2 protein-coding genes and 1 riboswitch are annotated in these 2,432 nt (G+C 36.1%); of the genes, one reads left to right on the top strand and one right to left on the bottom strand.

The features are described from left to right. The coding region (locus tag H592_RS24480; RefSeq protein ID WP_211235697.1) for a hypothetical protein at positions 1-256 on the top strand (256 nt) is incomplete at its 5' end. Between the two features lie 122 nt (positions 257-378). On the opposite strand, the gene H592_RS0120000 is transcribed toward H592_RS24480, so the two are convergent. Continuing rightward, entirely contained in the window at positions 379-1,296 is a 918-nt protein-coding gene (locus tag H592_RS0120000) for a DMT family transporter (protein WP_028870324.1), read from the bottom strand. 611 nt (positions 1,297-1,907) lie between these two features. Further along, positions 1,908-2,069, bottom strand: a riboswitch (FMN riboswitch). Between the last annotated feature and the right edge of the window lie 363 nt (positions 2,070-2,432).

A 2,432-nucleotide genomic window follows, 5' to 3' on the forward strand; every position in this document is an offset into this window, starting at 1 on the left:
AAGTTTTCCCAAGCTAAATTGGCATTTTAGCAATCGCAAACAGGACGTTTGCGATAATGTCAGAATGGCCATGGACGGCCATCCTGACATGATGCGTTTAAAATGGCGGTTTAGATTGGAGCAAAAAACGCCTCGGTGTCAGTCTCTTTGCCTACTTTCTTTTCTGACAAAAGAAAGTAGGGTCGCCGACAAGGCGAAAACACTGTTAATAGAAGCCAAGCTGCCTCGACGAGCGCAGACGAGCTTAAACCACTAACAATTACTATGAATGATAATCAAACTACCACAACGAGTGCAGTCGAGCCAAAGCCAAAAGAAAGCTCATCAACATAATACGTTAAAGAATTAGAGCAATTAGCGCTTACCGCTCATTAATATTCATATAGATTGTTTTGGGGCTGTTTGCTTCTGAATCATAGTACTAGCTGCAATAAGCGTCGCTGCACCAATCAATTGCACCTGTGTCATCGCGACACTTAAAAACAACCAGTTGATAAAGATAGCCGCTACAGGAAAAAACATTTCAGCAAGTGTCGCCCAATGAGCAGGGATCCGCTTTAAGCCTTGGTAATAAAAATACATACCAAAAACACCTGAAAGCAGCGCCAAAATAGCAATTTTCTGTAAAACACTTATTTCAATAGTAGTGACTAAAGTTGGTGTGATAAACGCAAAAGGCAACATACCTAAAAGTCCAAAACTAAAACGTCCAGCCATGAGATCGATGCTATTCAAACCTTTTGAACTTAACTTCTTACCAAATACCGTTGCACTTCCCCAACTGATCACCGCAAATAAAGCCAATCCGTAACCTAGTAGCGCTTTATTATTATGCTCCAAATCCCCTTCTCTAAAACTGGAAAGTAAAGCTTGTAGATCTGGCCAAATAAGTAACAAACTACCTAATAGTGCTAAACCTAGCCAAATAAAAAATCTCGAGTTAATTTGTTCTTTTAATAATACGCAAGCTAAAGTGACCGCCACTAAAGGCTGTAGCTTTTGTAATAAGATAACCACAGTTGGATTGGCGAGATAAAAGGCTTCGGTGAAAGCTAAGGTACCTAGTGCAGATCCAAATATGCCAATAACGATAAATGGCACAATAGTCTGGCGGCTAAGGAAGTTGAGCTTGCGACGTTGCACAATGAAAAATGTGATAATCAAAGTAACAAGGATTAGATGTTCAAATAAAACAATCTGTTGTGCACTTGAACCGCCAAAAAGTAATGGGTAGCGGATAAGTGTATCAGCAGCCCAAAGTAGGCACGCAAAAAATATAAAAGTAATACCTGTCATGACATTTCCTAAAAATAAAAAGGATAGAAAGACAGAGCTTGGAACGAATCTAATTCAATGATGCTGAGCTTTTAGCAGTTATAAATAACTGTACCACCATAGTGATCTATTTTACTGATTGAATTCAACTATTAATAAGCCCACTTACCTGTTTCTTTATCGAATACTTCGCAAAAGAAGTAATTATAAAAAACTAACGTGGTTAATCGTCGAACTCATCAATTCACACCTTTAACTAAGGCATGTAGACAGTATAAAAATCACAACACTTTTTATTACAATGACTAATAAAAATAGTAAAAGTTAAACATCACAGAATAAAACAGACAGACTAAAATTTGACGAAACTAAATTAATATCACCACTTAACCGACAAAACTACTCATCAAAATAAAATGTTCAATTGCCCATAGAGGCTTTAAATACAATATCGAGTAGTAATGATACGCAAAGCTAAATGACTTTAAAAAGGTCATTAATATTATAAAACTTATTCTTATCTAAATAGGACTAAGTTTGGTTCGTCATCATTTAAAAAAGTTATTAAAAAATACTTCAACGATTTACAAAATTCGTAAAGTATTATTTATTATGACTTTTAATCTGTTTGTTATCGATCTTCTTCCATCCGGACTATAACCGTCGGCTTTGGCCTCTCACCAAATCTGCTTGACCCTAACTTAATAGTTAGGCGCTCGTGGGCTCTTTTACTCACAAATATTGTTTGTAAAAATACCACCGGTGGGGAATTTCACCCCGCCCTGAAGTCGAATTGGTTGAAACTATTTTATAAATAAATCAACCAAGCGTTATAGTAATAATGTTTTTTAAAAAAACAAGTAAAATGAAGTGTTTGATGCTTCTATTTAATTAGCGAAATGAATAAATCAAATGCACATTAATAACGTTCTTCATTCAGTCACAATAACAGATCCCACAGGCTGAAATAAATCACAGAATTTAAGCTTGGGAATAAAGAGACTACAAAAAATAATGTCCAAACTGTCACAATAAAAAATGACTCATTGTGGACGTACAACACCACCGTAAAGTTTTCCCAAATCATCAATGGCTTTTAGCAAAACCAAACAGGATGTTTGGATTAGGCTCGTTTGGCACATGGATGTGCCGTAAGA

This window comes from Psychromonas arctica DSM 14288 (assembly GCF_000482725.1).
GTDB classification, from domain to species: Bacteria; Pseudomonadota; Gammaproteobacteria; order Enterobacterales; family Psychromonadaceae; genus Psychromonas; species Psychromonas arctica.

What these genes read in the sequence shown, in the direction of transcription:
- H592_RS0120000 (WP_028870324.1), bottom strand. Translation starts at nt 1,296, where the DNA reads ATGACAGGTATTACTTTTATATTTTTTGCGTGCCTACTTTGGGCTGCT.